This window comes from Roseateles sp. 22389, from assembly GCF_052044995.1.
Classification (GTDB): domain Bacteria; phylum Pseudomonadota; class Gammaproteobacteria; order Burkholderiales; family Burkholderiaceae_C; genus Roseateles.
Map to the genome: position 1 here is coordinate 74470 of NZ_JBQEOF010000020.1, position 26525 is coordinate 100994.

A 26525-nucleotide genomic window follows, 5' to 3' on the forward strand; every position below is an offset into this window, starting at 1 on the left:
CATGCCCCACGGCGGCCCGCGCCGCGCACTTCAGGCGAAGAGATCCGCCGCGCCCGCGACCGCCTCGGTGCAATCGATCAGCCGGCCCTGGCCGGTGATGAAGGCGCAGCGCACCGGCTCGCCGGGCTGCAGCGCCATCACCGCCTCGCGGTAGCGCCACAGCTGCTGCAGGTAGTCCGGGTTGCGCTGCGGCGCCGGATTCAGCTTGTAGTCGAGCACCCACCAGGTCCGCGCGCCCGCGGCGTCCTGCCGGCAGACGAGCCGGTCCAGGCGCATGTCGTGCCCGTTCCAGCTCAGCGGCACCTCGTTGCCATGCCAGGCCAGCGCACCGGCATCGAAGAAGGCGGCGCAGTCGGCGCTGCCGAGGATCGCCTTCACGCTGCGCTGCAGGCGCTCGTCGCGACGCGCGTCGAGCCCGTACATCTGGGCCGCCGCCGCCATCAGACGGTCGAGCGTGTGATCGCGCCCTCGCGGGCCGCTGTGCCACTCCAGCACGCGATGCAGCGCCTCGCCGAGCGCCGCGCTTTCGTCGACCTCGTCCGGACTCTGGCCGACCTCGGCGCCCATCCCATCGACCGCCTCGGCGGGCAGCGGCGCGACGCGCGGCAGGACCTTCAAGCGGGCCACGGTGGCAACGCCATCGGCATGCGCGGCGGCAGCGGCATGCGCGGCACGAGCAGCATCCTCCGCGTTGGCGGCGTCGACATCGACGCCCGCGTCGAGCTCCGGCACCGCGAGCGGCGCCGCGTGCGGCTGCACTCGTGCCCACCAACTCGCCGATGCGCTCTGGCGCTTGGCCGGCGTGCGGCTCAGCAGCAGTCGATGACGCGCCCGGGTCATGGCGACATAGAGCGCGTTCAGCTCCTCGCGCTGGCGTTGCTCCTTTTCATCGTCGAGCAGCGCTTGCAGCGACGGCGGCGGCTTCGCCTCCGAGACGATGAAGGCCACGGTCCGCGGCACCGGCTCCTGCACCGGCCACGAGATCGCCAGCGCCATGCTTTCGGCGCGCGCCGGCCCGGCTTCCGCGTCCATCAGGACCACGACCTTGGCCTCCAGGCCCTTGGCGCCATGCACCGTCAGCAGCTGCACCGCATCGGGCTCGGCGGGCGCGGCCAGCTTCAGCGCGCGGCTCTTCAGCGCGCGCACGAAGCCGTACAAGCCGGCATAGCGCCCGCCGTCGAGCTCCAGCGCCAGCGCCAGCAGCGCCTCCACCGCATGCAGCCGCGCACGGCGCTCGCTGGCCGGCACGGCGGCGGCCAGGCGAGCCATCAGGTCGCCCTCGTCGACGATCGCATCCAGCAGGTCGTGCGGGCTGCGCAGCGCGGCCACCGCCGCCCAGCGCGACAGCAGGCCCTGCGCGCGTCGCAGCGGCTCGCTCAGCGACGCAGGCTCGGCCTGCAGCAGGACTTCCCACCAGGAGCGCGTGACCGGCCCGGTCGAGCTGGCTGCGGATTCGTCACTGTCCGCCGAGCCGTTCGGCGGCGCGTCGTCAGCCAGAGGCGCTTCATCGACCGCGGGCGTCGACCGGCGCGCTTGCGGCGGCTCCTGGCCGAGCCAATGCGCGGAGCGCGACTCGGCCGCGAGCCACAGCAGGTCGGCCTCGGTGGCGCCGAACAAGGGGCTGCGCAGCGCATGCGCCAGCGACAGCTGATGCCCGCTGGACGCCAGCGCATCCAGCAGCGCGAGCAGGTCCCGCACGTCCGGCGCGTCGAGCAGCGCCATGTCCTCCGGCGCCGCATGCGCGATGCCCAGGCCCTTGAGCACCTGCGCCAGCACCCGCAGCCCTTCGCGCTTGCGCGCCAGCACGAACACGTCGCCCGGCTGCACCTGGCCGTCCCTCAGCAATGCCGCGATGCAGGCGGCGATGCGCTGGGCCTCCGCTTCACGGCGATGCAGTTCCGGCTCGCGCCGCGGCTCGGTCAGGCTCGGGCGCCAGGTGTCCGCGTCGCGCATGGACGTCGCGGATTCCTCGTCGTCCGCCTCGTCGCCCGCGATGAAGTGGACGCCATCCAGCGGATCGCCGCCGCCCGCCTCGGTGGTGTGGGCCCGGAAGCCGGTGTACTGCTGCGCCAGGCTGGCCTGCTCGAACACCGCGTTCACCGCCGCCAGCACCGGCGCCGAGTTGCGCCGCGTGTGGTCGCAGGCCAGCAGCACGCCGTCCAGGCCTTCGCGGACGAAGTCCCGCGCCGCGGCGAAGACGCGCGGTTCGGCGCGTCGGAAGCGGTAGATGCTCTGCTTGGGATCGCCCACGATGAACACCGAGGGCGGCCGTTGCCCGCTGGCGCCGCCCCCGGCGCCGACATAACCCGACAGCCAGGCGTACAGCGCGTGCCACTGCAGCGGGCTGGTGTCCTGGAATTCGTCGATCAGCAGGTGTCGCACCTGGCTGTCCAGCCGCTCCTGCACCCAGCCCGACAGCTCGGCGTCGCCGAGCAGCGCCAGCGCGCCGCGCTCGAGGTCGTTCATGTCGACGAGGCCGCGCTCCCGCTTCAGGCGCTCGAAGGCCTCGAGCAGCGTCAGCGCGAGCCCGCACATCTGCTGGTGCCAGGCGCGCGCGTCGGCCTGGTCCAGCGCCAGCTGCAGCCGGGCGAGCCGGTCGCCCAGCTCGAGCAACAGCGGCGAATCGCCCAGCGCCTTCACCAGCGTGCCCTTCTGCGTGAAGAGTTCGGCGCGCACCGCGGCGAGCGCGCGGGCCTCGGCCAGCGGCTCGTCCCGGGGCGCCGACAGCGCCATCTCCAGGGCCACCGCCGCGGCCTTCTGCGTCTTGTTCCGCCCCTGCCCCAGCTCGGCGGCCAGCGCCTGCAGCTCGCCGCGCATCGCGGTGAAGGCGTCCATCGGATCGCCGAACGCGGCCAGCTCGGGCACCACGTCGGCCGCGGTCGGCACGCTGTCCATCAGTCGACCATGCGCCTGCGCCAGGCGCAGCTCCACGCGCTTGTCGAAGGCCGCCATCAGCCAGTCCTGCAGCTTGTTGCGACCGTGGACCAGGCAGAGCTCGCGATAGATCGCCAGCAGCGATTCGTCCGCCAGCACGGCCGCGTGGAAGCGCTGCCAGAGCTCGGGCATCAGGTCGGTCTCGTCCTCCAGCAGCTGCAACTCCGGCGACAGCCCCTGCGCGCGCAGCAGCTCCAGCGGCGCGGCGCGCAGCAGCTGGGAGAACCAGGCGTGGAAGGTGCGGATCTCCACCGGCCGCGCTTCCTGCAGCAGGCGCTGCTGCAGCGTCGCCAACCGGGGAGCGAGCGCCTCGGCCTGGGCCTGCGGCAGGCCCCGCTGGCGCAGCGCGAGCACGCGGCCCGCGTCGTCGCAATGGGCGAATTCATGCAGCCACTCGTTCAGGCGGGCGCGCATCTCGCCGGCTGCCTTGCGGGTGAAGGTGATCGCGACGATGTCCTGCGGCCGGGCGCCGTCCAGCAGCGCGCGCAGGATGCGCGACACCAGCATCCAGGTCTTGCCCGCGCCGGCGCAGGCCTCGACGACGACGCTGCGTGCCGGATCGCAGGCCAGCGCGTAGAAGCGCTCGCGGGCGACCGGCGCGCCGTCGAGGGTGTAGGCGGCCGCGGTGCCGGCGACGGCGTCGGTCGCGATGTCGGTCGTCATGTCCGTCGAGCCGGTCACGGCGCGGCTCCTTCCCAATCGTCGCGACGGCACAGGCCGCGCATCTCGCAGTAGGCGCACGCGACGCCCTCGCCCAGCGCGGGCAGCAGATCGCCCGCGTGGATGGCCATCAGGTCGCCGCGCAGGCCGTCCAGCATGACGGCGGCGGTGGTGGCGACGTCCTCGTGCTCGATCGGGGTGATGCCCTTCGAATCGTCCAGGGCCAGGTATTGCGCGCGGAGCGGTGCGTGGGAGCCCGAATGCCCCATCAATACGGCATAAACGGCGAGCTGCGTATCCTCGAGCGGATTCGCGACCTTGTCCTTCAGGCCCTTGACGCTGCCGGTCTTGTAGTCGACGAGCAGTTGCCCCTCCGGCGACCCGTCCACCCGGTCGATGCGGCCCAGCAGCGCCAGGTCCTCCAGCGCCGGCTCGATCCCGGCCCACGGACGCACGCGGCGATCAACCTCGCCGCGCTCGAAGCGCTGCCCCTCGGACTCCCGCTCGGCCAGCCAGTCCAGGTAGGCCGGCAGGAAGCGCGCGAAGCTCGCCGAATACGGCAGGAACTCCGCCGGCGCCAGCCCCAGCTCGCGCATCTGGTCCTGCGCCGCGCGCTGCAGCCGCGCGGCGTCGTCGAGCGCCGGGTCGACGCCCTCCACCCGCTCGGTGTGGAACTGGTGCAGCACCGCATGCAGCCAGGTGCCGTAGTCGCGCTTGTCGGCCTGGACCTCGAGCTCGTTGGCCTCGCGCAGCCCCAGCAGCACGCGGGCGAAGAACTGGTACGGGCACTGGCGCAGCGACTCCACCGCGCTGGCGCTCAGCGCCGCGGGCAGCCGCCCGCCGGCGCGCGCCGCGGCGCGGTCCGCCGGCGCGGCCTGCACGGCCACCTCGATGCGAGGATCGCGCCACGCCGGCAAGCTCGCTCCCACCGCCCGCAGCGCCAGTTCGAGCCGCTCCAGCAGCGGACTGGCCGCCAGCGGCTCGCTGCCCAGGTGCCCGCGGCGCAGCAGCGTCACCGCCGGCGCCCGCAGCAGCTGCGCGAACTGCCAGGCGAGCGCCTGGCGCTTGTCCTCGGCGGTCGGCAGGCCCAGCTGGCGCGCCAGCCCGTCGCCGATCAAGGCCGGGCCGGGCGGCACCGGCCCGAGCGTCGCGGCGTCCGCGCCGGGCAGCACGATGGCGCCGAACGGGCGCAGCATCGTCCGCGCGAGCGGCGTGATCATGACCTGCAGCCCGCCCTCCAGCGGCGGCTTGTACTCGCCCGCCTCGAGCGTCTGCGACACCCAGTCGACGAACTCCGCCGCGCTCAGCTGCGCCTCCCGCAGCACCGCCTCGTGCCCGGATCCCGGCCAGGGCGTCTTGCTCAGCCAGAGCGCATCCAGCACCTGCGGCCCGCCGGCCGGCTGGCGCTTGAGCTGCTCGTCGGCGCCGAGCTGCTGCAGCGTCTGCGTGAGCGCGGCGATCCATTGCTCGAGCGCCTGCGCGCCGCGCAGCTGCAGCGGCGCCAGCGCCTCGCGCGCGGCCGTCCACAGGCGCGCGCTGCCGGCGGGCAGGCGCTCGGCGCGCACCGCCTGCGGCGAGGACCAGCCGCGCTTGCGGCAGTGGCTCTCCAGCGCGCTCAGCGACGCGCTGCCGCCGTGTTCCCGCAGCGACGCGGCCAGCGGCGTCTTCAGCCAGGCCAGCCACTCGTCGACCGTCGCCTCGCGCCGCGCCGCCCGCAGCAGCGCCATCAGCTGCGCGGCCGGCGCGGTGGTGGCGAGCGTCCAGCCGGTTTCGTCCTTGATGCCCAGGCCCTGCCGCTCCAGCAGCGCGCGCACCCGGCGCAGCAGCACCCGGTCCTGCGCGATCAGCGCGACCGGCGCGCGCCCGGCCTGCAGGTGGTCCAGCACCGACGCGGCGCTGCACTGCGCGAGGTCCTCGAAGTCCTCGCAGACCGCCTGTTCCAGCCGCCCGACCGGCGCGCCGCCGTCGAAGGCCGTGTCCAGCGGCAGGTCGGCGTTCAGGCGCAGGCAGGGGATGCCGGCCGCCTCGGCGCTCGCCAGCAGCGCCTCGGCCAGCGCATCGGGCCCGCCGCATTGCAGGTGGAGCCAGGCGCTGGGGCGCAGGTGGAAGAGCGCATCGGTCGCCGGCGCGCGGCCGTCGGCGGCCGCCCATTCGAGCGCGACCGCCAGCAGCGCGCGCTCCAGGTGACCGACGCCGCCCTGCTGCGCCAGCGCCAGCCGGCCGTCGTCCCAGAACGCCGCGCGCCGCGCCGGATCCCGCAGCGTCGCCTCGCGCGCCAGCGCATGCGCGGACTCGACCAGCCGCAGCACCGCCGCGTCGTGGGCCCGCGGGTCCTGCTCGCGCAGCGCCTCGGCCCAGCTCTGGCTCCGCAGCAGCGCGCGCGCGGCCAGGGCGTCGATGGCGGCGTCGCCGGTGATCTGGCGGGCCTGCGGGAGCGGGCTCGGGCCCAGCGCCGAAGCCAGGCTGCGGGTCGTCTCGATGCGCGGCTGCCAGCGCGAGAGCTTCATCCAGGCCAGCCGCGCCGGCTGCAGGTGCTGCGCGAAAGGCAGCAGCAGCACCGCGTCACGGGCCGCCAGACCGTTGGCCTCCAGCCACTGCGCGGCGCGGCGCGCGACGCCGTCCCAGATCGCGGCACTGGTGTGGGCAGGCAGCAACGGGAAGTCGACGGTCGCCGTCGCGCGCGGGAGCGACGGCGGCAGGTCCGGAGCGGACGTCATCCGGGGCATCGGCGGGGGCGACTGAGGCGTCAAGGCGGTGGCGGACTCTGGCGAATGAGGGATTGAAGGCTGGGACGGCGGCATTCCGCGAATCGCGACGATAGCGAAATCCTCGGCCCCCGCGCCTTGAGATCCGCCCTGCGCACCGTCATGTGGCTGGAGCGCCTACTCGGGCCGAGGTTTCCGGGCTTGTGTGAGAATCGTCGCTCGCCCTGCAACCCTGGGGCTCCCGAGGCGGCACATATTGTCGCCCGGCCGGCCGCCCATCCCGAGGCATCCGCCCGGCAGGGACATCACGCAAGGACCATCTCCATGAGCAGCGAACAGATCAAACACATCTCCGACGCCTCGTTCGACAGCGACGTCATCCAGTCCGACAAGCCCGTGCTGGTGGACTACTGGGCCGAGTGGTGCGGCCCCTGCAAGATGATCGCCCCCATCCTGGACGAAGTGGCCAAGGACTACGGCGACCGGCTGCAGATCGCCAAGCTCAACGTCGACGACAACCGCGAAGTGCCCGCCAAGTTCGGCATCCGCGGCATCCCGACGCTGATGCTGTTCAAGGGCGGCCAGCTCGCCGCCACCAAGGTCGGCGCCCTGTCCAAGGCCCAGTTGACGTCGTTCCTGGACGCCCACCTATAATCATCCGATCCGCCGGGGCCCATGCGGCTCCGGTGGACAACTTGCCAACACGCCCTCCCGGGCAGCGCGGCGTCCCCGGACGCCGTCGACGTTCCGGGTGAGCGCGTGGACTCGGCGCCCAAGTCTCCACGCATCCTCTCCGTCCGCAGCAACGCGGCAGCGCGTCCCTTGGGCTCGCCGTTGTTTGTGTCCCTGGCCTTGGCAGGCCCTGGACGACAGACCGGGTCAACCCCCCCATGCATCTTTCTGAACTGAAGGCGCTTCACGTCTCCGCCCTGATCAAGATGGGCGAAGAGCTGGAGATCGACAACGTCGCTCGCATGCGCAAGCAGGAGCTGATGTTCGCGATCATGAAAAAGCGCGCCAAGGCCGGCGAACAGGTCTTCGGCGACGGCGTGCTGGAAGTACTGCCGGACGGCTTCGGCTTCCTGCGCTCGCCCGAGACCAGCTACATGGCGTCCACCGACGACATCTACCTGTCGCCGAGCCAGATCCGCCGCTTCAACCTGCACACCGGCGACATGATCGAAGGCGAGGTCCGCGTCCCCAAGGACGGCGAACGCTACTTCGCGCTGGTGAAGGTGGACCGCGTCAACGGCCTGACGCCGGAGGAGTCCAAGCACAAGATCATGTTCGAGAACTTGACGCCGCTCTTCCCGAAGGAGCAGTTCAAGCTCGAGCGCGACATCCGCGGCGAGGACAACATCACCAGCCGCATCATCGACCTGATCGCCCCGCTCGGTAAGGGCCAGCGCGCGCTGCTCGTCGCGCCACCCAAGTCGGGCAAGACGATGATGATGCAGCACCTGGCGCACTCGATCGCGGCCAACTATCCCGACGCCCACCTGATGGTGCTGCTGGTGGACGAGCGCCCCGAGGAAGTGACCGAGATGCAGCGCACCGTGCGCGGCGAGGTCATCAGCTCCACCTTCGACGAACCGGCCGCCCGCCACGTGCAGGTCGCCGAGATGGTCATCGAGCGCGCCAAGCGCCTGGTCGAGCTGAGAAAGGACGTGATCATCCTGCTGGACTCGATCACCCGCCTGGCCCGCGCCTACAACAACGTGCTGCCCAGCTCCGGCAAGGTGCTGACCGGCGGCGTGGACGCCAACGCGCTGCAGCGCCCCAAGCGCTTCTTCGGCGCGGCGCGCAACATCGAGGAAGGCGGCTCGCTGACCATCATCGGCACCGCGCTGGTGGACACCGGCTCCAAGATGGACGAGGTGATCTACGAAGAGTTCAAGGGCACCGGCAACTGCGAGATCCACCTGGATCGCCGCATGGCCGAGAAGCGGGTCTACCCGTCGATCCTGCTGAACAAGTCGGGCACGCGCCGCGAGGAACTGCTGCTCAAGCCGGAGATCCTCCAGAAGGCCTGGATCCTGCGCAAGCTGCTCTACCCGATGGACGAGATCGAGGCGATGGAGTTCATCCTCGACAAGATGAAGTCCTCGAAGAACAACCACGACTTCTTCGACATGATGCGCAGAGGCGGCTGATACCGGCCCTGCCAAGGACTTCACGGAAGCCGCCCTCTGGGCGGCTTCCTTCATTTCAGCTATACTCCGCGTTTTTCCGCTGTCGACAAGTGCACTGCAAGGGGCGGTGTGGCTGGCGGCACTGCAGCGAGGTAAGCGAGATGGCCAAAGAAGGCATTCACCCCAACTACCGTGACGTGGTCTTCGTGGACCAGTCCAACGGCGCCCAGTTCATCATCCGCTCGACGGTGGTGACCAAGGAATCGATCAAGCTGGACGACGGCCGCGAACTGCCGCTGGTCAAGCTGGAAACCTCCAGCGAATCGCACCCGTTCTACACCGGCACGCAGAAGAGCGTCGACAGCCTGGGTGGCCGCGTCGAGAAGTTCCGCAACAAGTTTGCGAACCTGCGCAAGAAGGCCTGAGCGCCCTCCCCGACCGGATGCTCATCCGGTCCCCGCGAAGAAGGCAGCCACACCGGCTGCCTTTTTTCATGGCGCCGCGCGGCGCCACGCCTTCCCGTCCGGCCCGCCGACGCCGCGTCGCTCCCGCCCGGTACAGCGCGTCGCGGCCCTCGAGCCCTTTACCGTGCGCTGCCAGCAGAGTCGTCCCGAGGGCACCGAAGCTGCGGCATGATGCGCACCGGCATTCACAACGACAACGAGACAGACGCGCATGAATCTGCCCACCCCGGCCGTCGTGGCCGAGCGCAGCACGCACCCGATCCCTCGCTGGGCCCTGCTGCTGCTGTGCGCGGCCTACGTGCTGCCCGGCCTGTTCGGCCGTGACCCGTGGCGCAACGCCGATCTCACCGCCTACGGCTTCATCGCCAGCATCGCGCAGGGCCACGCGCCGTGGCTGCAGCCGGCGATCGCCGGCCTGCCCGCGGATGGCGGCCTGCTGCCCTACTGGGTCGGCGCGCTGGGCATCAAGCTGCTGCCCTTCCTGGAGCCCTCGGTGGCGGCACGCATGCCCTTCGGCCTGATGCTGGCGGCGGTGCTGGCGCTGGCCTGGTACAGCTGCCTGCACCTGGCCCGCACCGAGGCCGCACAGCCGGTCGCGTTCGCCTTCGGCGGCGAGGCCCATGCGGTCGACTACGCCCGCGCCATGGCCGACGGCTGCCTGCTGGCGCTGATCGCCAGCGTCGGCCTGCTGCGCCTGGGCCACGAGATCACGCCCGAGATCCTCCAGCTGCTGGGCATCACCCTCTTCGTCTACAGCCTCGCGGCGCTCCCCTTCCGCAGAGGGAAGGCGCGCGCCGCGATGTTCACCGCGCTGCCGGTGCTCGCGACCAGCGGCGCGCCGGCCGTCGCGCTGGCGCTGTCCATCGGCGCGCTGTGGCTCTGCTACCGCTCGACCTACGAGGACGCCCGCAAGTTCCTGCCCTGGATCCTCGGCGCGATGGCGCTGGCGGCGCTCGTGGCCTGGCCGATGCATGGCTGGGCTTGGCGCGTCAAGGCCAGCGAACGCAGCGTGCTGGACTGGCTGCGTTTGCTGGGCTGGTTCTGCTGGCCGGCCTGGCCGCTGGCGGCCTGGTCGCTGTGGCGCTGGCGCTCGCACCTGATGCGGCGCCACCTGTCCGTGCCGCTGCTGGCCTCGCTGGTGCCGCTGCTGACCAGCCTGCTGATGGGGGCCGACGACCGCGCCATGCTGCTCGCGCTGCCGCCGCTGGCGGTGCTGGCGAGCTTCGCGCTGCCGACCTTCCAGCGCAGCGCCAGCGCGCTGCTCGACTGGTTCTCGGTGTTCTTCTTCACCGCCGGCGCGATCTTCCTGTGGCTGTACTACACCGCGCTGCAGGTCGGCTGGCCGGCCAAGTTCCTGGCCAACGTCCGCAAGCTGGCCCAGGGCTATGAGCCGGAATTCAGCCTGCTCACCTTCGTGCTGGCCCTGCTGGGCACCCTGGCCTGGTTGTGGCTGGTGCGCTGGCGCACCGCCCGCCACCGCCACGCGATCTGGAAGAGCCTGGCGCTGCCGGCCGGCGGCGTGGCGCTGGCCTGGTTGCTGGCCATGACCCTGGGCCTGCATCCGCTGAACTACGCGCGCAGCAACAAGCCGCTGGTCGACCGCATCGCGGCGCATGTGCCCAGGGATGTCGACTGCATCGCCGCGCCGAGCCTGCCGACGCATGCGCTGGCTGCGCTGGAGTTCCAGGGCCACTGGCGCGTCGATGCCACCCAGAACCTGGCCGCCACCGCCTGCTCGATCGCGATCTCGGTGCAGGGCGAGGGCACGCCGACGCCGCCGAGCGGCTGGAAGGTCCTGGGCGTCGTCCGCCGCCCGACGGACCGTTTCGCCACCTACCTGGTCATGCAGAAGGATCGCTGACCCGCCCCGCCGCCGAAGCGCCTCAGAGCCCTTCGCCGCCCGCCAGCGCCGCCGGTGCGGCCTCATCCCCCATCGCCGGCGAATCCGCCAGCCGGACGCGCGTGGCCGGGAACTTGAGTCGGAAGCTGGAGCCCTTGCCCGGCTCGCTGTCGATGCGCAGTTCCCCGCCATGGCGCTGGACCACGTGCTTGACGATGGACAGTCCCAGCCCGGTGCCGCCGGTATCGCGCGAGCGGCTGCCGTCGACGCGATAGAAGCGCTCCGTGAGCCGCGGCAGGTGCTCGCGCGCGATGCCGGGGCCGTTGTCGATCACCGAGATCTCGCCGCCATGGTCCGGCGTCCAGCGCCATTGCAGCTCGATGCGCCCGCCTTCCGGCGTATAGCGCACCGCGTTGCTGACCAGGTTGGCGATCGCGCTGAGGATTTCGGTCTCGACGCCCGCCAGCTCGACACCGGTCTGGCGCTCGCAGACCAGTTCATGCCGTCCGCTGGACAGCGCCTGCGNTGCGATCCAGTGATCGGCGGCCGGCCGCGGGCTGCCCTCGAGCTGCGCCAGCGTCAGCAGGTCGCCGACCAGCGTCTGCATCCGCGTCGTCTGCTGCTGCATCAGGTGCAGCACGCGCTTGCGCTCGGCTTCGGTCAGTTGCAGGCTGGCCATGGTCTCGATGAAGCCGGCCAGCACCGTCAGCGGCGTGCGGATCTCGTGCGACACGTTGGCCACGAAATCACGCCGCATCGCCTCGTTGCGCTCGCGGTCCGTCACATCCAGCGACAGCACCAGCTTGCGCGACTCCCCGCCGACGCCGTAATCGCGCACCAGCACCTGCAGCGTGGATTTCGCGCGGGTGTTGGTCAGCGTCAGCGGCTGCTGGAAATTGCCGTTCTGCAGGTAGGAGACGAAGGCCGGATACCGGACCAGGTTGGTGATCCGCTGCAGCTTGTCGCGCTGCGGATCCAGCGAGAAATGGTCGCCGGCGACGACGTTGCACCATTGGATGTGGTCCTGGCCGTCGAGCAGGATCACGCCATTGGGGGAAGCCTCGATCGCCAGCAGGAACTGCTCGAGCTGCTGGCGCTCGCGGTCGTAGCGGCGCTCCCGGTCGCGCAGGCCGCGTTCGACGCGGTAGGCCATCTCGCCCCACAGGCCGCCAAGCCGGGGCGCGTCGTCGTTCTGGTCGCCGCGCAGCCAGGTCACCAGCCGATGCGCCCGCGCCGCGTCCCAGACGGCCATCAGGATGACGGCCGCCGCCGCGGCCAGCGCCGCCGCCAGCTGCGGCATCCGCATCCATTCCCCCAACCAGTAGCCCAGTCCCCCCGCCACGCCGGTGCCCAGCACCAGCATCAGCACCCGCGACAACATCCATGCCATGGACGCGTCCTCAGGCCGACAGGGCGCTGCTTTGCTGGGTCAGACGGTAGCCGGCGCCGCGCACCGTTTCGATCATGCGGGCGCAGCTGACCTTCTCCAGCGCCTCGCGCAGGCGCTTGACGTGGACGTCGACGGTGCGTTCCTCGATGAACACATGGTCGCCCCAGACGCGGTCCAGCAACTGCGAGCGGCTGTGCACGCGCTCCGGGTGCGTCATGAAGAAGTGCAGCAGGCGGAATTCGGTCGGGCCGAGCTTGACCTCCACGCCCTCGCGGCTGACGCGGCGCGTGCCCGGGTCCAGCACCAGGCCGCCGACCTCGACCGCCGTGTCCAGCGCCTCGGGCGCCTTGCGGCGCAGCACCGCGCGGATGCGGGCCAGCAGCTCGTTGGTGGAGAACGGCTTGGTCAGGTAGTCGTCGGCGCCGGCGTCCAGGCCGGAGACCTTGTCGACCTCCTCCGCGCGCGCCGTCAGCAGGATGATGGGCAGTTCGCGGGTGCGGGTCGCGCCACGCCATTGGCGCGCCAGCGCCAGGCCGGTCTGGCCCGGCAGCATCCAGTCGAGCACGACCAGATCCGGCAGCACGCGGTCCACTTCCAATTGCGCCTGCTCGGCATTGCCGGCCAGCGTGACCTCATAACCGGCGTGGCGCAAGTTGATGGAGATCAGTTCAGCGATGGCGGATTCGTCCTCGACGACCAGGATGCGACTCATGCGGGGTAACTCCTCTTATTCGGTCCCGCCGGTCCTGGCACCCCGATCAGGGCCGGGCCGCACGGGAGGATCGCGATCGGTGCTCAGCGCACCATGTGCTCGACGGCGTCGGGCGAGTTGTGGCGGACGTCGGTGCCCTTGACCACGTAAATGATGACCTCGGCCAGGTTCTTGGCATGGTCGCCCACGCGCTCGATCGCCTTGGCGACGAAGACCAGGTCGATCGACGACGAGATGGTGCGCGGGTCTTCCATCATGTAGGTGATGAGCTTGCGCATCAGGCCGTCGAACTCCTTGTCGATCTGGTCGTCGGCCTTGAGCACTTCCAGCGCGCGGTCCACGTCCAGCCGCGCGAACGCGTCCAGCGCCTTGCGCAGCTGCGCGGTGGCCAGCTCGGCCTCGTACGACAGGTCCGACATCGGCAGGCGCAGGCGGCTCGACACGCCGGTGTTGATCAGGCGCTGCACGGTGCGGGCGATGCGGGCGGCCTCGTCGCCGACGCGCTCGAGGTTGGCGATCGTCTTGGACACGGCGATCAGCAGGCGCAGGTCGCGCGCGGTCGGCTGGCGGCGGGCGATGATCGTCGACAGGTCGCGATCGATCTCGATCTCCATCGTGTTGACGATCTCCTCCTGCTTGAGGACGTGGCTGGCGATGTCGCCGCTGAAGGTGCCCAGCGCCTCGACGGCCTGCGCGACCTGCGATTCGACCAGGCCGCCCATCTCGAGCACGCGGGTGGAGATGCCGCTGAGTTCGGCGTCGAATTGGGTGGACAGATGCTTGTCAGTCATGGTCTTCGCTCCCCTCTGATTAACCGAAACGACCCGTGATGTAGTCCTCGGTGTCCTTGCGCTTGGGCTTCATGAAGAGCTCCGCGGTCGGTCCGAATTCGATCAGGTCGCCCAGGTACATGTAGGCGGTGTAGTCCGAGCAGCGGGCGGCCTGCTGCATGTTGTGGGTCACGATCGCGACGGTGTAGTCGTGCTTGAGCTCGTGGATCAGCTCCTCGATCTTGCCGGTCGAGATCGGGTCCAGCGCCGAGCAGGGCTCGTCCAGCAGCAGGACTTCCGGCTTGATGGCGATGCCGCGCGCGATGCACAGGCGCTGCTGTTGGCCACCCGACAAGCCCGAGCCGCTCTGGTTCAGCTTGTCCTTGACCTCGTTCCACAGCGCGGCCTTCTTCAGCGCCCATTCGACGCGCTCGTCCATCTCGACGCGCGACAGCGTCTCGAACAGCCGCACGCCGAAGGCGATGTTGTCGTAGATCGACATCGGGAACGGCGTCGGCTTCTGGAACACCATGCCGACCTTGGCGCGAATCAGCGACACGTCTTCCTTGCTGGTGAGGATGTCCTCGCCGTCCAGCAGGATCTGGCCCTCGGCGCGCTGCTCCGGATAGAGCTCGAACATCCGGTTCAGCGTGCGCAGCAGCGTGGACTTGCCGCAGCCCGACGGCCCGATGAAGGCGGTGACCTTGTTCTCGGGGATGTCCAGGTTGATGTTCTTCAGCGCGTGGAAGCTGCCGTAGTAGAAGTTCAGGTTTTTCACCGAGAGCTTCGCCTTCTCGGTCACCGGCATGTCGACTTTGACGTCCATGTTGTTTCTCGATTCGTGGGATTCGTTGATCGTGAGGCGCCGGAGCACGCGGCTCCGGCGGCAGTCAGCCGGTCAATGCTTTTCCTTGAACAGCACGCGGGCCGCGATGTTGAGCAGCAGCACGCCGATGGTGATGATGAAGACGCCGGCCCAGGCGAGCTTCTGCCAGTTCTCGTAGGGACTCATCGCGAACTTGAAGATGGTCACCGGCAGGCTGGCCATCGGGCTGCCCAGCGAGCTGGTCCAGAACTGGTTGGACAGCGCGGTGAACAGCAGCGGCGCGGTCTCGCCCGAGATGCGGGCCAGCGCCAGCAGCACGCCGGTGACGACGCCCGCGCGGGCGGCCTTGAGCGTGACGGTCAGGATGACCTTCCACTTGGGCGTGCCCAGCGCGTAGGCGGCCTCGCGCAGCGCATTGGGGATCAGGCTCAGCATGTTCTCGGTGGTGCGGATGACCACCGGGATCACGATCAGCGCCAGCGCCAGGATGCCGGCCAGCGCCGAGAACGACTTCATCCGCGTAACGACGACCGTGTAGATGAACAGACCCACGACGATCGACGGGGCCGACAGCAGGATGTCGTTGATGAAGCGCACGCAGGCGCCGAGCCAGGTCTTCTGGCCGTACTCGGCGAGGTAGACGCCGGCCAGCACGCCGATCGGAGTGCCGACGCAGGTGGCCAGGCCGACCATCAGCAGCGAGCCGTAGATCGCGTTGGCCAGGCCGCCCTCTTCCGCCATCGGCGGCGGCGTCATCTGGGTGAAGGTGGCGATCGTCAGGCCGCCGACGCCCTGGATCAGCGTCTCCAGCAGGATCCAGATCAGCCAGACCAGGCCGAAGCCCATCGCGGCCAGGGACAGCGTCAGCGCGATCTGGTTGACGCGCTTGCGCTTGTTGTACATCGCCAGGCGCTTGGCGTTGGTGGCGCTCATGTGCGGGCTCCCTCGTTCTTCTTGAGCTTGTTGAGCAGGACCTTGGAGAACGCCAGCACCACGAAGGTGATGAAGAACAGCACCAGGCCCAGGTAGATCAGCGAGGCCTGGTGCAGGCCGGCGCCGGCTTCGGCGAATTCGTTGGCCAGCGCCGAGGTGATGCTGTTGGCGGCCTCGAAGACCGACAGCGAGTTCAGCTGGTTCATGTTGCCGATCACGAAGGTGACCGCCATGGTCTCGCCCAGCGCGCGGCCCAGGCCCAGCATGATGCCGCCCACGACACCGGTCTTGGTGTACGGCAGCACGACCTTCCAGACCACTTCCCAGGTCGTGGAGCCCAGGCCGTAGGCCGATTCCTTGAGCATCGCGGGCGTGACCTCGAAGACGTCACGCATCACCGAGGCGATGAACGGGATGATCATGATGGCCAGGATGATGCCGGCCGAGAGGATGCCGATGCCCACCGGCGGGCCGGACACCAGCGCGCCCAGGTAGGGCACGCCGCCCAGCAGCGACTGCAGCGGCTGCTGCACGTAGGTCGCCAGGATCGGCCCGAACACCAGCAGGCCCCACATGCCGTAGACGATCGACGGCACCGCGGCCAGCAGCTCGATGGCGATGCCCAGCGGGCGGCGCAGCCAGCCCGGCGCGAGCTCGGTCAGGAACAGCGCAATGCCGAAGCTCACCGGCACCGCGATCAGCAGCGCGATCAGCGAGGTCATCAGCGTGCCGTAGATCATCACCAGGCCGCCGAACTTCTCCTGCACCGGGTCCCAGTCCGCGGTGATCAGGAAGTTCAGGCCGAACTGCTTGATCGCGGGCGCGGCCCCGATCAGCAGCGAGCCGATGATGCCGGCCAGCAAGGCCAGCGTGAGCCAGGCCGCGCCGTGCGTCAGCGCCGAGAACACGGTGTCGGCCCAGGGCGCGACGCGTCGGCGCTGGGGCGGACGGCCGTCAGGCTGGGCGCGCTCCTGGCCGCGATCTCGGTCGATGGAATTGGCTGGAAGTATTGCGGCCACGGGGCCTCCGCTGGGAGTGTCTGGAATTCTTGTGCGAAAGCCCGGTGGCCGCGACGCGGGTCACCGGGCTGTGTCGTCAGGCGAGGATCACTTGAAGCTGACGGCCTTGCCCGAACCGTCCTTCACATGATCGGCCCACTGCTTGCGGACCAGATCCTTGACGGCGGCCGGCAGCGGCACGTAGTCCAGCTCGTCGGCGGTCTTGTCGCCCTGGGTGTAGGCCCAGTCGAAGAACTTCAGCGCGGCGGCGGCCTGGGCCGGCTTGTCCTGGGCGGCGTGCATCAGGATGAAGGTCGCGCCGGTGATGGGCCAGCTGTCCTTGCCGGCCTGCTCGGTCAGCACCTGGTAGAACGATTCGTTCCACTTGGCACCGGCGGCAGCGGCCTTGAAGGCGTCGTCGCTGGGGCTGACGAAGTTGCCGGCGGCGTTCTTCATCAGCACGTAGGTCATCTTGTTCTGCTTGGCGTAGGCGTACTCGACGTAACCGATCGAGTTCGGCAGGCGCGTCACGAAGGCCGACACGCCTTCGTTGCCCTTGCCGCCGGCGCCGGTGGGCCAGTTCACGGCGGTGCCTTCACCGACCTTGGACTTCCACTCGGCATTGACCTTGGACAGGTAGTTCGTGAACAGGAAGCTGGTGCCCGAGCCGTCGGCGCGGCGAACCACGGCGATGGCGGCGTCCGGCAGCGCCACGCCCGGGTTCAGGGCGGCGATGGCGGGGTCGTTCCACTTGGCGACCTTGCCCAGGTAGATGTCGCCCAGGATCTGGCCGTTGAGCTTGAGCTGACCGGGAGTGATGCCCTTGACGTTGATGACCGGCACGACGCCGCCGATCACGGTCGGGAACTGGACCAGGCCGTCCTTGGCCAGCTGCTCGTCCTTCAGGGGGGCGTCCGACGCGCCGAAGTCGACGGTCTTGGCCTGGATCTGCTTGATGCCGGCGCCAGAACCCACCGACTGATAGTTGATGCGGACGCCGGTGGCCTTGTTGTAGGCGTCAGCCCACTTGGCGTAGACGGGGGCCGGGAAGGAGGCACCCGCGCCGGTCACCTCTTGAGCATGGGCCACGGAGAACATCGCGGCACAAGCGGCGAACAGCAGGCCAGCACGCAGTTGATTCATGGTCATTCAGTCCTATCGCTTGGTTGGTTGGCGAACGGAGCGGATGCTATGACCTCAATGTGACACATCCGTGACGCTGACCCCGGGTCGGAAAAATCTCGTTACGGAGAGCGCCCCAGAGGAGAAATGACCCTTGGGCCACCGGGTCGCGGCCATTGTCATATTCAATTCACCCCGTTGTCATCTTCATTCCAGGGCCCGCCAGACCGCGCAGAAAACCCTTTCGACGACGGTGTCGGCGCGTGCTGGGGCGATGAACCGGAAAAAAGCCGCCGACGCTTTCGCGCCGGCGGCTCTCTTTTCACGTTCCCGACTGCCCGGAGCGGCGCGTGCCGCCCAGGCTTCCAAGGCTCAACTGCGAATCGCGTCGGCCAGACGTTCCGCGCAACGTTGCGCCAGCCCGGCATCGCTCGCCTCGACCATGACGCGCAGCAGCGGCTCGGTGCCGGACTTGCGGATCAGCACCCGGCCACGATCGCCCAGTTCGGCCATGACCTCGGCCTCGGTGCGGGCGAGCGCCGGGTTGCTCTTCCAGTCCTGCTGGTCGGCCTGCAGGCGCACATTGATCAAGGTCTGCGGGAACAGGGAGACGCCGTCCAGCAGGTCGACGAGGCGACGGCCGCTGCGGCAGACGGCTTCCAGCACCAGCAGGCTGCTGACGATGCCATCGCCCGTGGTGTGACGGTCCAGCGCCAGCAGGTGACCGGAGCCCTCCCCGCCGAGCTGCCAGCCGCGGGCGGCCAGTTCCTCGAGCACGTACCGGTCGCCCACCTTGGCGCGCACGAACTCGACATCCCGCTGGCGCAGCGCCAGCTCGACCGCCATGTTGGTCATCAGCGTGCCGACGGCGCCCGGGACCCGCTCGCCGCGCGCCAGGCGATCCGCCACCATCACGTACAGCAGCTCGTCGCCGTTGTAGAGACGGCCGTCGCCGTCGACCATCTGCAGGCGGTCGGCATCGCCGTCCAGCGCGATGCCGTAGTCGGCCTGGTGCTCCTTGACGGCGGCGACCAGGGCCTCGGGCGCCGTGGCGCCGACCTTGTCGTTGATGTTGTAGCCGTCCGGCTTGTTGCCGATGGTGATCACTTCCGCGCCCAGCTCGTGGAACACGGACGGCGCCACCTGATAGGCGGCGCCGTGCGCGGCGTCGACCACCAGCTTCATGCCACGCAGGCTGAGGTCGCCGCTGAAGCTGGCCTTGCAGAACTCGATGTAGCGGCCCTGTGCATCATCCAGGCGCCGCGCCCGGCCAAGGCTGGCGGAATCCACCCAGACCGGCGGCTCGTCCAGCACGGCTTCGACGTCGAGTTCCCACGCGTCGGGCAGTTTTTCGCCCCTGGAGGAAAAGAACTTGATGCCGTTGTCCGCGAAGGGATTGTGGGAGGCCGAGATGACCACGCCCAGGTGCTGCCGCAGCGCCCGGGTCAGGTAGGCGACGCCCGGGGTCGGCAAGGGACCGGTCAGGAGGACGTTGACGCCGGCGGAGGCAAAGCCCGCCTCGAGCGCCGACTCGAGCATGTAGCCGGAGATGCGGGTGTCCTTGCCGATCAGGACACTGGGCTTGGCATAGCTGCGTTTGAGCACCCGGCCCACCGCATGGCCCAGCCGCAGCATGAAGTCAGGCGTGATGGGGGTACGGCCAACGGTCCCGCGGATGCCGTCGGTCCCGAAATACTTGCGGCTCATTGAAGCAACCTCCTGAGACTTCTCAATCGTGAATCCGCGGATTGTCGCCGAAGCCGTATCGGGCACTCCTCGCCCAGGATGGGGCCCCGTAATCGGGGGATGGGGGATGGGGGATTGGGGATGGATCGGAAACGGCGCGGGCCGGTCATCCTTGTGGAGCGCCGAAAGCCTGCCAGACCTTGAGCGCGTCGACCGTGGCGCCGACATCGTGGACGCGCACGATCCGCGCGCCCAGGGCCACCGACGCCAGCGCCGCGCCAATGCTGGCCGGCAGGCGCTCGTCGACGGCCCGACCCGTCACGGCCCCCAAGGTCGATTTGCGCGACCACCCCACCAGCAGCGGCCGCCCCAGCGTCAGCAGCTCGCGCTGCCGGCGCTGCAGGTCCAGGTTCTGGTCGACCGTCTTGGCGAATCCGTATCCCGGATCGAGCGTGATCCGCTCGGCCGCGACGCCCTGCGTGACCAGGTGCCGCATCCGCTCATCCAGGAACGCCGACACCTCGGTCACCACATCCGCGTAATCGGTCAGCTGCTGCATGCCGGCGGGCTCGCCCCGCATGTGCATCAGGCAGATGCCAGCGCTGCCATGTTCCGCGAGCAGCGCGTCGGCGCCCTCGTCCCGCAGCGCCTGCACGTCGTTGATGATGTCGACGCCCAGGTCCAGGGCCCGGCGCATCACCTCGGTCTTGCAGGTGTCGACGGAGACCGGGACGCCGAAATTCAGCACCGCCCGCATGACCGGCTCCAGGCGACGCCATTCCTCGTCGGCGTCGAGCCGGGGGGCGCCGGGCCGCGTCGATTCGCCGCCCAGGTCCAGGATGTCGACGCCCTCGCCCAGCAGCCGCTCGCAGAAGTCGATCGCCTTGGCCGCCTCGGCATGCTGGCCACCGTCGGAGAACGAATCGGGCGTCACGTTCACGATGCCCATCACCAGGGGGCGCTCCGTCAGGTCGAGATCGAAGCGGGTGGTTTTCCAGAGCGAGGCAGCAGTCATGGGCGGCAGGACATCGGGCGCGCGGCGGCACGCTAGATCGCGCTGGGAACTGCCACGCCAAGCGGACAGTATGACGGAAGCTGCGGAGGTGCGGCGCTAACGGTCCGCTAACGGCCCGCCAATGGTCCGTCGTGAACTTCGCCGGGCGGAAAGCAGAAAGGCCGGTCTCTCGACCGGCCTTTCAAAGGGATTGCCCCTGGTGCGTGGACTGCCCGACGATCAGGCGGCGGCGGGAGCGCTGCCCGTGTTCACCGCGGGGGTGCCGCCGCTGTCCGACTTGTTGGCCGGCGGCGTCCAGTCCTTGGGCGGACGCGGGGGGCGGTTGTCCATGATGTCGTCGATCTGGTCGGCGTCGATGGTTTCCCATTCGAGCAGCGCCGTCGCCATCGCGTGCATCTTGTCCTTGTGCTCCTCGATCAGGTTGCGAGCGATGGTGTACTGCTCGTCGATGATCTTGCGGATCTCCTGGTCGACCTTGCGCATGGTCTCTTCCGACATGTTGGTCGTCTTCGTCACCGAACGGCCGAGGAACACCTCGCCTTCGTTGTCCGCGTAGACCATCGGGCCCAGCTCATCGGTCATGCCGTAGCGGGTCACCATGTCGCGGGCGATCGCCGTGGCCCGCTCGAAGTCGTTGCTGGCGCCGGTCGTCATCTGGTTCATGAAGACCTCTTCCGCGATGCGGCCGCCGAACAGCACCGAGATGGTCGAGAGCATGCGCTCCTTGTCCATGCTGTAGCGGTCGCCTTCCGGCAGCTGCATCGTCACGCCCAGCGCGCGGCCGCGCGGGATCACCGTCACCTTGTGGACCGGATCGGTCTTGGGCAGCAGGCGCGCCACCAGCGCGTGGCCGGCTTCGTGATAGGCGGTGTTCTTGCGCTCTTCCTCGGGCATGACCATGGACTTCCGCTCGGGGCCCATCATGATCTTGTCCTTGGCCTTCTCGAAGTCCTGCATGTCGACCACCCGGCCATTGCGGCGGGCGGCGAACAGCGCGGCCTCGTTCACCAGGTTGGCCAGGTCGGCACCGGAGAAGCCCGGGGTGCCGCGCGCCAGGATGTCGGCGCGGACGTCCTGGCCGACCGGCACCTTGCGCATGTGCACGTTCAGGATCTGCTCGCGACCGCGGACATCCGGCAGCGTGACGTACACCTGACGGTCGAAGCGGCCCGGACGCAGCAGCGCCGGGTCGAGGATGTCCGGACGGTTGGTCGCGGCCATCACGATGACGCCCAGGTTGGTGTCGAAGCCATCCATCTCGACCAGCATCTGGTTGAGGGTCTGCTCGCGCTCGTCGTTGCCGCCGCCCAGGCCAGCGCCGCGATGGCGACCGACCGCGTCGATTTCGTCGACGAAGATGATGCAGGGCGCGCTCTTCTTGGCCTGCTCGAACATGTCGCGCACACGGGCCGCGCCGACGCCGACGAACATCTCGACGAAGTCCGAACCGGAGATCGTGAAGAACGGCACCTTGGCTTCACCGGCGATGGCCTTGGCCAGCAGCGTCTTGCCGGTGCCGGGAGGGCCGACCAGCAGGACGCCGCGCGGGATGCGGCCGCCCAGCTTCTGGAATTTCTGCGGGTCCTTCAGGAAGTCGACGAGCTCCTTCACTTCCTCCTTGGCCTCGTCGCAACCGGCGACGTCGGCGAAGGTGGTCGTGTTGTTGGCTTCGTCGAGCATGCGTGCCTTCGATTTGCCGAAGCTGAACGCACCGCCCTTGCCGCCGCCCTGCATCTGACGCATGAAATACACCCAGACGGCGATCAGCAGCAGCATCGGGCCCCAGCTGAGCAGGATGCTCATCAGGACCGAGGGCTCTTCGCGGGGCTTGGCGTCGAACTTGACGCCGTAGTTGATCAGGTCGCCGACCAAGCCGCGGTCCATGTAGGGCGCGGTGGTGCGGAGCTTGTTGCCGTCACCGGTCGTTGCCTGGATCTCGGTGCCGGCAGGGGTTTCCTGCAGCACCACCTGCTTGATGCGCTTGGCGCGGACTTCTTCGAGGAAGTCCGAGTAACCGATCTGAGTCCCCTGGGTTGCGCTGCGATCGAACTGCTTGAAGACGGTGAACAGCACCAAGGCGATCACCATCCACACAGCCACTTTCGAGAACCACTGATTGTTCACCGCGACTCCTTTGTCATTCCATCACCGCCGACCCATGGAAACAGCCTCGGGCAGCGGACTTTCACGGCATATGGGGCGGATTCTAGGCCAGTCAAGTCCCACGACTTGATTGGCATTCCCACACGCCACGATAGATATTGCCATGCGTGCCTCAAGACAAGCGCCCGAAGCGGCCCCGACTTTGACGCTTGATCGCGGCTTCAGCCGGGGCCGAACCGGCCCGCACGGCCGCTTGCGCCCGCTCAGCCCTTCTTCAGGCCGATGCCGACCAGGAAGTTTTCCGCGGATTTGTCTCGGGAGGCCTTGGGTTTGGCGGTCTTCACGCGCTTGAACTGCGCCCGGAAGGCCTGCACCAGCTGGTCATAGCCGCTGCCGTGGAAAACCTTGGCAACCAGCGCGCCTTCCGGCTTGAGGTGCTGCTGGGCGAAATCCAACGCCAGTTCGATCAGGTGTTCCATCCGCGCCGCGTCGGTGCTTTCGATGCCCGACAGGTTGGGTGCCATGTCGGAGACCACCAGGTCCACCTTCGCCCCGCCCAGCGTCGCCTCGAGTTGCGCCAGCACCTCCTGCTCGCGGAAGTCGCCCTGGAGGAACTCCACCCCCTCGATCGGTTCGAAGTCCAGCAGGTCGAGCGCGATGATGCGGCCGTTCAGCGCGCCCACCGCCGCGCCGCCGGCGCCCGCCTCCTTGGGCGCGAAGCGCCGGCGCAGGTACTGGCTCCACGCCCCGGGCGAGGCCCCCAGGTCGACGACCACCTGCCCGGGCCGGATCAACTGGAATTCCTCGTCGATTTCCTTGAGCTTGTAGGCGGCGCGCGACCGGTAGCCCTCTTTCTGGGCCTGTTTCACGTAGGGATCGTTGACATGGTTGTTCAACCACGCCTTGTTCACCTTCTTGCTTTTGGTATCGACTTTCATGGCACGGATCACGGCGACTTCGGGCGGGATCGCCTGGACGCAGGCCGCACCATATCACCTCGGATATGTATGCCGGGACTGCTCGGCGCGCGTCAGCGCCCGATCTGCCGTTCCAGCCAAGCCTCCAGTGCCCGCGTGACGAACGCGGGTTGTTCGAGACTCGAGATGTGACCCGCGTCGGGCACGATGACCTGCTCGCAGCCGATGAGTTCGGCCATCCGGGTGGTTTCGGCCGGCGGACGGGGGATGTCCAGCGCGCCGCACATCAGCAAGGTACGTTCCGGATCGAGCGCCGCCAGGCGCGGTAGCGCCTCCGGACGGCCGAAGATCAGCCGGCCCAGCGGCACGATGGCGTTGCGCAGCTGCTCGGTGGAGAACCCCTCCAGCGCGCGCCGGAAGGCCATCGGCAGGGGACCGCCCAGGTCAGCGCCGCTGCGGAAGAACAGCGGGACCACCGCATCGAGGATGGGCGGTGGGAACCGGCCCAGCGACTCGATCGTGTCCAGCATCTGGAAGTAGCGCGCGCGGGTCGCCTCCGGCTCGGCGCCGAGGTAGGTGTCCATCATGACCAGCGCGCGGACCCGCTCGGGTTCGCGCAGGGCGAGCTCGGCGCCCCACATCCCGCCGACCGACAGGCCCACCACCGCGCATTCGCGGATGCCCAGCGCGTCCAGCAGCAGCCCGGCCTGCGCGGCGAGGTCGCCCAGCGTGCGTGTGCCCTCGGGCGGCGCATCGGATCGTCCATGCCCCCAGAGGTCCGGCGCGATGACGCGATAGGACCGCGAGAGCGCCTCGATCTGCGGCGCCCACATGGCGGAATCCCACAGATAGCTGTGTCCGAGCAGAAGCGGGAATCCGGTGCCGTGGTCCTGGAAGTGCAGGGAACGGCCGGCGATGTCGATGACAGGCATGGGTGTACGAGGAAAGATCGGGAGAAGGTCGGCGGAGGTGCCAGGTCTTGCTCAGCACCGCGCAAGGCCCGGACGGAATTGTAGGAAGCGCATCGGAGGCCCCGGAGCTCAGCGTGCGAAGGGTGGTGCGCGGGAACGAAGTCCTTCGCCCTGCCCTGCTCCGTTTCGCACCGGGCATCGCATCCGGACTCGCCCGTCCTAGATTCGGCGGACAACCACAACCGCGACAGGAGACACCCGTGTGGAGACGCCCCCTCACCAATTCGCCACCGATCCGCGCCGCGCTGGGATCGGTCCGCGACAACGCCGGCAAGTCCGGCGCCGAGTCCACGTCCACATCCAACCTGCCCAGCGGGGCGCTCGCGGACCTGCCGCAGCGGGGTTCCCGCCCCATCTCGACGGTCATCGACCCCACGCGCACGCGCGAGGCTGACGGAGAAACCAAGATCCTCACGCCCGGCCACGTGCAGTTCCAGCCGTCGGCCGAGGACCTGCGGCTCAATCCGCGACTGGCGCCCGCGCTGGGGCATTCGCCGCAGTTCGTGGCGGGCCAGCGGTCCGAGTCCTTCCCCGTGAGCGGCGAGTTGTCCGGTGGCCGGCCGTTCAATGTCCAAGGGGTGCGCGCGGAAGCGAAGCTCGCGGGCGAGGACAAGCCGATCCCGATCGGGCCGTCGACGCTGGTGATCGACCACGGCACGATGACGCCGGAGCAGTCGCGCCGCTACGAGGCCATGCAGGCGCGCACGGTCTTCCCGCGCTATGAGACCAGTGGCCTGGAGGGCAGCAACTGCGTGCATGCCCATGCCGAGAACGTGAGGCAGCTCCTCGACCACGATGTCGGCCCGTTGCCAGCGCATCTGATGCCGCAGGAAATGCAGCCGCTGCTGAAGGACGTCAAGACCGAGCCGGACCGCTGATCGCCGGCGCCTCCGGGGCGGAGGACCGCCCGCAAGCACCACCGCGAAGGACTCAGTCGCCCGGCCGTCGCAGTTCCCGCACGCCGCGTCCCAGCTTCCTGCGCAGCAGGGTGCGAAGGGTCACGCCGTCGGCGTAGCCCACTTCCGCGGCGATGGCCTCCAGATCCTGCCGGCTGGTGCGCAACAGGTGCACGGCGCGCTCCACGCGCAGGTCCTGGAAATACGACAGCGGGGATTTGCCCAGCACGGCTTCGATGCGCCGCTGCAGCGTGCGCTTGCTGGTGTGCATCGCCGCCGCCGCGGCGTCGAGCGAAAACCCTTCCCGCAACCGGCCGCGGGCCCAGCCCTCGAACCGCTGCACCAGCGGGTCCGCTTGCGCCAGATGCACCGGGATCATGTAAGGCGCCTGCGACGGGCGGGTGTCCACGAGCAGGTAGCGCGCCGTCATGTCGGCCAGCGCGGGACTGCTCTGCCGGACCAGCCACAAGGCCAGCTCCAGATGCCCCATCGCCGCGCCCGCGGTCACCAGCCGGCCGGACGGCACCAGCATCCGCTGCTCGTCGAGCCGCACCTCGGGGTAGCGCTGGCGGAACAGCGGGCCGAGCCACCAGGCGGTCGTGGCCTCATGCCCGTCGAGCAATCCGGACTCCGCGAGCAGGAACCCGCCGATGCAGGCAGCGCCGATGCGGGCGCCACCGGCATGCCAGCACCGCAGCTGCTCCGCCGCGTCCTGCGCTTCCCGCCGCTCCAGCGCCTCCTGCAGGGGCTCCGGCATCTTGGTCCCCAAGGCCGGCACCACGATCCAATCGGGCCGCCTGAGCGTCGACACCGCCTTCACCGGCACCCGCAGGCCCAGCGCGGTGCGCACCCTCTTGCGCACGCCGACGACGTGGACCTCGAAGCGCGGTGACGGCATCCGCTGCAGCTCGGCCAGTTCGTTGGCCGTGGCAAAGGTGTCCAGCACGGCGGCCAGGCCGGTATCGAAGACGCCGTCGACGGCGAGCACCGAGATCCTCATGGCGCGAATGATATCGATGTTGTCATTCGCGGCAATACGCCACCACGCGGTGAAAACCTACATTGGCCGCTGTCGGATGTCCGGCATCAACCGAAGAGGTGTCCCACCATGATTCAGTTTGCACTTTTCGCGCGTCTCGAAGCCAGGCCCGGCAAGGAGGCCGAAGTGGCCGAGTTCCTGCGCGCCGGCCTGGCGCTCGCCCTGGACGAGCCATCGACGCCGATCTGGTTCGCGCTGCGGCTGTCCCCCACGAGCTTCGGCATCTTCGACGCGTTCCACGACGAGGCGGGCCGGCAGAACCACCTGGCCGGCCCGATCGCGCAGGCGCTGATGGCCCGGGCGGACGAGTTGTTCGCGGTGCCGCCGTCGATCGAATCGATCCAGGTGCTGGGCCTGAAGAACGCCCCGGTCCCGGCCTGATGGACAAGTCCTCCCTCCTCCCCCATTCATC

At 69.3% G+C, this 26525-nt stretch carries 21 protein-coding genes; 6 read left to right on the top strand and 15 right to left on the bottom strand.

Annotated elements, in window-relative coordinates:
- Positions 1-30: 30 nt before the first annotated feature.
- Both ACTJKJ_RS22410 and ACTJKJ_RS22415 read right to left on the bottom strand, forming a co-directional pair.
- Entirely contained in the window at positions 31-3615 is a 3585-nt protein-coding gene (locus tag ACTJKJ_RS22410) for a UvrD-helicase domain-containing protein (RefSeq protein ID WP_440822153.1), read from the bottom strand.
- The gene (locus tag ACTJKJ_RS22415) at positions 3612-6311 is read right to left on the bottom strand and encodes a PD-(D/E)XK nuclease family protein (RefSeq protein ID WP_440822155.1); all 2700 of its coding nucleotides are present in this window, start codon (positions 6309-6311) and stop codon (positions 3612-3614) included. The genes ACTJKJ_RS22410 and ACTJKJ_RS22415 overlap by 4 nt, the downstream gene beginning before the upstream one ends.
- A gap of 312 nt (positions 6312-6623) precedes the next feature.
- Here ACTJKJ_RS22415 and trxA point away from each other — a divergent pair, with 312 nt between their 5' ends.
- The 4 genes from trxA (at position 6624) to ACTJKJ_RS22435 (ending at position 10756) form a co-directional block, all read left to right on the top strand.
- A complete protein-coding gene (gene trxA, locus ACTJKJ_RS22420; protein ID WP_088383781.1) occupies positions 6624-6953 on the top strand; it encodes a thioredoxin TrxA in 330 nt (109 codons plus the stop codon).
- A gap of 236 nt (positions 6954-7189) precedes the next feature.
- Positions 7190-8452 carry a transcription termination factor Rho gene (gene rho, locus ACTJKJ_RS22425; protein ID WP_091733634.1) on the top strand — a complete coding sequence of 421 codons (1263 nt, stop codon included), beginning with the start codon at positions 7190-7192 and terminating at the stop codon, positions 8450-8452.
- Positions 8453-8592: 140 nt separating this feature from the next.
- Complete coding sequence (locus ACTJKJ_RS22430; RefSeq protein WP_091733632.1) at positions 8593-8856, top strand: type B 50S ribosomal protein L31; 264 nt, start codon at positions 8593-8595, stop codon at positions 8854-8856.
- A 250-nt stretch (positions 8857-9106) separates the two neighbouring features.
- Positions 9107-10756: a hypothetical protein gene (locus tag ACTJKJ_RS22435; RefSeq protein WP_297388644.1), complete on the top strand. Its 1650-nt coding sequence runs from the start codon at positions 9107-9109 to the stop codon at positions 10754-10756.
- A gap of 22 nt (positions 10757-10778) precedes the next feature.
- On the opposite strand, the gene phoR is transcribed toward ACTJKJ_RS22435, so the two are convergent.
- The 12 genes from phoR to ACTJKJ_RS22495 all read right to left on the bottom strand — a co-directional run bounded on the left by phoR (position 10779) and on the right by ACTJKJ_RS22495 (position 24139).
- The gene (phoR, locus tag ACTJKJ_RS22440; protein WP_440822158.1) at positions 10779-12125 is read right to left on the bottom strand and encodes a phosphate regulon sensor histidine kinase PhoR; all 1347 of its coding nucleotides are present in this window, start codon (positions 12123-12125) and stop codon (positions 10779-10781) included.
- A gap of 10 nt (positions 12126-12135) precedes the next feature.
- Positions 12136-12837, bottom strand: a complete 702-nt coding sequence (phoB, locus tag ACTJKJ_RS22445) for a phosphate regulon transcriptional regulator PhoB (RefSeq protein WP_091733626.1) — start codon at positions 12835-12837, stop codon at positions 12136-12138.
- An 83-nt stretch (positions 12838-12920) separates the two neighbouring features.
- Complete coding sequence (phoU, locus tag ACTJKJ_RS22450) at positions 12921-13628, bottom strand: phosphate signaling complex protein PhoU (protein WP_099862999.1); 708 nt, start codon at positions 13626-13628, stop codon at positions 12921-12923.
- Between the two features lie 19 nt (positions 13629-13647).
- Positions 13648-14433 carry a phosphate ABC transporter ATP-binding protein PstB gene (pstB, locus tag ACTJKJ_RS22455; protein ID WP_091733906.1) on the bottom strand — a complete coding sequence of 262 codons (786 nt, stop codon included), beginning with the start codon at positions 14431-14433 and terminating at the stop codon, positions 13648-13650.
- Between the two features lie 72 nt (positions 14434-14505).
- Positions 14506-15366: a phosphate ABC transporter permease PstA gene (gene pstA, locus ACTJKJ_RS22460; protein WP_147240351.1), complete on the bottom strand. Its 861-nt coding sequence runs from the start codon at positions 15364-15366 to the stop codon at positions 14506-14508.
- Positions 15363-16385 carry a phosphate ABC transporter permease PstC gene (gene pstC / locus ACTJKJ_RS22465; RefSeq protein ID WP_440822161.1) on the bottom strand — a complete coding sequence of 341 codons (1023 nt, stop codon included), beginning with the start codon at positions 16383-16385 and terminating at the stop codon, positions 15363-15365. Before pstC ends, pstA begins: the two co-directional genes overlap by 4 nt.
- 87 nt (positions 16386-16472) lie before the next feature.
- Positions 16473-17507 carry a phosphate ABC transporter substrate-binding protein PstS gene (pstS, locus tag ACTJKJ_RS22470; protein ID WP_147240352.1) on the bottom strand — a complete coding sequence of 345 codons (1035 nt, stop codon included), beginning with the start codon at positions 17505-17507 and terminating at the stop codon, positions 16473-16475.
- 351 nt (positions 17508-17858) lie between these two features.
- Positions 17859-19193: a phosphoglucosamine mutase gene (gene glmM / locus ACTJKJ_RS22475; protein WP_297388635.1), complete on the bottom strand. Its 1335-nt coding sequence runs from the start codon at positions 19191-19193 to the stop codon at positions 17859-17861.
- Between the two features lie 145 nt (positions 19194-19338).
- Positions 19339-20187, bottom strand: a complete 849-nt coding sequence (gene folP / locus ACTJKJ_RS22480) for a dihydropteroate synthase (RefSeq protein ID WP_440822163.1) — start codon at positions 20185-20187, stop codon at positions 19339-19341.
- Between the two features lie 219 nt (positions 20188-20406).
- Positions 20407-22311 carry an ATP-dependent zinc metalloprotease FtsH gene (ftsH, locus tag ACTJKJ_RS22485; protein ID WP_147240354.1) on the bottom strand — a complete coding sequence of 635 codons (1905 nt, stop codon included), beginning with the start codon at positions 22309-22311 and terminating at the stop codon, positions 20407-20409.
- 242 nt (positions 22312-22553) lie between these two features.
- Complete coding sequence (locus ACTJKJ_RS22490) at positions 22554-23228, bottom strand: RlmE family RNA methyltransferase (protein ID WP_440822166.1); 675 nt, start codon at positions 23226-23228, stop codon at positions 22554-22556.
- Positions 23229-23320: 92 nt separating this feature from the next.
- Entirely contained in the window at positions 23321-24139 is an 819-nt protein-coding gene (locus ACTJKJ_RS22495) for an alpha/beta fold hydrolase (protein WP_440822168.1), read from the bottom strand.
- Positions 24140-24378: 239 nt separating this feature from the next.
- Here ACTJKJ_RS22495 and ACTJKJ_RS22500 point away from each other — a divergent pair, with 239 nt between their 5' ends.
- Entirely contained in the window at positions 24379-25056 is a 678-nt protein-coding gene (locus tag ACTJKJ_RS22500; protein ID WP_440822170.1) for a type III effector, read from the top strand.
- Between the two features lie 52 nt (positions 25057-25108).
- On the opposite strand, the gene ACTJKJ_RS22505 is transcribed toward ACTJKJ_RS22500, so the two are convergent.
- Positions 25109-26074, bottom strand: coding sequence for a GlxA family transcriptional regulator (locus ACTJKJ_RS22505; protein WP_440822172.1), 966 nt, complete (start codon positions 26072-26074; stop codon positions 25109-25111).
- A 108-nt stretch (positions 26075-26182) separates the two neighbouring features.
- Here ACTJKJ_RS22505 and ACTJKJ_RS22510 point away from each other — a divergent pair, with 108 nt between their 5' ends.
- Positions 26183-26494 (top strand): putative quinol monooxygenase, encoded by a 312-nt coding sequence (locus ACTJKJ_RS22510; protein ID WP_091733606.1) that lies wholly within the window; start codon positions 26183-26185, stop codon positions 26492-26494.
- Positions 26495-26525 lie beyond the last annotated feature (31 nt).

Coding starts and splice junctions, on each gene's coding strand:
- ACTJKJ_RS22415 (WP_440822155.1), bottom strand. CDS start 6,311: ATGACGTCCGCTCCGGACCTGCCGCCGTCGCTCCCGCGCGCGACGGCG.
- trxA (WP_088383781.1), top strand. CDS start 6,624: ATGAGCAGCGAACAGATCAAACACATCTCCGACGCCTCGTTCGACAGC.
- rho (WP_091733634.1), top strand. CDS start 7,190: ATGCATCTTTCTGAACTGAAGGCGCTTCACGTCTCCGCCCTGATCAAG.
- ACTJKJ_RS22430 (WP_091733632.1), top strand. CDS start 8,593: ATGGCCAAAGAAGGCATTCACCCCAACTACCGTGACGTGGTCTTCGTG.
- ACTJKJ_RS22435 (WP_297388644.1), top strand. CDS start 9,107: ATGAATCTGCCCACCCCGGCCGTCGTGGCCGAGCGCAGCACGCACCCG.
- phoB (WP_091733626.1), bottom strand. CDS start 12,837: ATGAGTCGCATCCTGGTCGTCGAGGACGAATCCGCCATCGCTGAACTG.
- phoU (WP_099862999.1), bottom strand. CDS start 13,628: ATGACTGACAAGCATCTGTCCACCCAATTCGACGCCGAACTCAGCGGC.
- pstB (WP_091733906.1), bottom strand. CDS start 14,433: ATGGACGTCAAAGTCGACATGCCGGTGACCGAGAAGGCGAAGCTCTCG.
- pstA (WP_147240351.1), bottom strand. CDS start 15,366: ATGAGCGCCACCAACGCCAAGCGCCTGGCGATGTACAACAAGCGCAAG.
- pstS (WP_147240352.1), bottom strand. CDS start 17,507: ATGAATCAACTGCGTGCTGGCCTGCTGTTCGCCGCTTGTGCCGCGATG.
- glmM (WP_297388635.1), bottom strand. CDS start 19,193: ATGAGCCGCAAGTATTTCGGGACCGACGGCATCCGCGGGACCGTTGGC.
- folP (WP_440822163.1), bottom strand. CDS start 20,187: ATGACTGCTGCCTCGCTCTGGAAAACCACCCGCTTCGATCTCGACCTG.
- ACTJKJ_RS22490 (WP_440822166.1), bottom strand. CDS start 23,228: ATGAAAGTCGATACCAAAAGCAAGAAGGTGAACAAGGCGTGGTTGAAC.
- ACTJKJ_RS22495 (WP_440822168.1), bottom strand. CDS start 24,139: ATGCCTGTCATCGACATCGCCGGCCGTTCCCTGCACTTCCAGGACCAC.
- ACTJKJ_RS22505 (WP_440822172.1), bottom strand. CDS start 26,074: ATGAGGATCTCGGTGCTCGCCGTCGACGGCGTCTTCGATACCGGCCTG.
- ACTJKJ_RS22510 (WP_091733606.1), top strand. CDS start 26,183: ATGATTCAGTTTGCACTTTTCGCGCGTCTCGAAGCCAGGCCCGGCAAG.